Origin of the sequence: Microbacterium sp., assembly GCF_031178525.1 — a bacterium.
In the GTDB taxonomy this organism is placed as follows: Bacteria; Actinomycetota; Actinomycetes; order Actinomycetales; family Microbacteriaceae; genus Microbacterium.
In genome coordinates this window covers 1-1,587 of the sequence record NZ_JAPSJA010000403.1, presented here as the reverse complement: position 1 = coordinate 1,587, position 1,587 = coordinate 1, and the positions used below count along the sequence as shown (strand labels likewise).

2 protein-coding genes are annotated in these 1,587 nt (G+C 70.0%); both read left to right on the top strand.

Going from position 1 to position 1,587, the window contains the following annotated elements:
- The coding region (locus tag RIF89_RS14890; RefSeq protein ID WP_309069848.1) for a glycosyltransferase at positions 1–1,074 on the top strand (1,074 nt) is incomplete at its 5' end.
- Between the two features lie 63 nt (positions 1,075–1,137).
- Positions 1,138–1,587: aldo/keto reductase (locus RIF89_RS14885; protein WP_309069847.1), on the top strand; the 450-nt coding region annotated here is incomplete at its 3' end.

Sequence of the window (1,587 nt, the reverse complement as noted above, 5' to 3'; positions counted from 1 at the left end):
ACGGTCGAGCGTCCCGAACCGGTGGGCGATTACAAGGTCGTGGACGGGCGGTACATCCAGGGTCTCGTCGGGCGGCTCGTCGAGCTGTTCACCGACGGCGTGCCGACCGTCGCGATGTCGCTCTACCTCAGCCCGCACACGACCGCCGTCACCGACGCGGTGGAGGTCGCGCGCAGAACGGGCCTGCCGGTCAACGTCGTCACGATCGCGGAGGCCGTCGGGTCGGACGTCACGAACGTCGTGCGCCAGTGCGTCACGGACGGGCGCTTCGGTGCCGCGGCGCACGTGCTCGAGTCGTACCTCGCGAGCGACGTGTGCGTCGCGGTGTCGCAGTACACGAAGGACCTGATTGTCGAGGAGGCCGCGCTGCTCGACGCGACGCACGGCACCCGCTACGCCGAGCGCTGCGCCGAGAAGATCGCGATCTCGTATCCCGCGATCGACGCTTCGCTGTTCCTCGACCTCCACCCGGTCGACATCGACCGGCACCTGCAGGCGCGCGGGCTCGAGCGCGACGGGTATGTGTTCTACCTGTCCCGCCTCGCGCGCGCCAAGGGCGTCGAAGATCTGATCGCGGGTTTCGCGGCGTCCGAGGCCGCCGCGGACAGGCAGCTGATCATCGCCGGCCGAGGCCCGGAGGAGCAGGAGCTGCGCGCCATCGCGGCGGCCTCGCCCGCCGCCGAGCGCATCCGGTTCCTGACCGACGTCGACGACGCCGAGAAGCCGTTCCTGTTCGCGGGTGCCGCAGCGTACGTCCTGCCGACCAAGCCGCGCCCCGAGTTCATCGAGACGTTCGGCATCGCGCTGGCGGAGAAGGCGCTGTCCGGCGGCGGGCCCGCGATCACGACGCTCACGGGCGGCGTGGGCGAGGCCGTCGGAGACACCGCACTGATCATCGACGTGGATGCGCCGGAGCAGATCGCCGCGAGCATCGACCGTGCGCTCGCGATGGACCGCGCCGAGCGCGCCGAGTGGGAGGAGCGCGCGCGCGAGCACGCGCTCCAGTTCGACCGCATGACGGTGTTCGATCGCCTCTTCGCCCGCGTCTCGACGATCGACCGCGTCTTCGCGTGACCGGCTGGAGCGGATCCGTCAAGCCCGGACCCGGAGGGCGGATCCCCTCATAGGGTGGAGAGCATGACCGTACCCTCCATCACGCTCAACTCCGGTTTCGAGATCCCGCAGCTCGGCTTCGGCGTCTTCCTGGTGCCGCCGGCCGAGGCCGAGAAGGCCGTCAGCGAGGCGCTCGAGGCGGGCTACCGCCACATCGACACCGCCGCCATCTACAAGAACGAGGAGGGCGTGGGCGCCGCGATCGCCAAGAGCGGCATCCCGCGCGACGAGCTGTTCATCACGACGAAGCTCTGGAACGACCGCCAGGCGGGCGACGAGCCCAAGGCCGCGATCGCCGAGAGCCTCGACAAGCTCGGCCTCGACTACGTGGACCTGTACCTGACGCATTGGCCGGCGCCGGCGAACGGCAACTACGTCAACGCCTGGCAGAAGCTCATCGAGATCCGCGACGCGGGGCAGGCCAAGAGCATCGGCGTCTCGAACCACCTCGTCGAGCACCTCGAGCGCATCGTC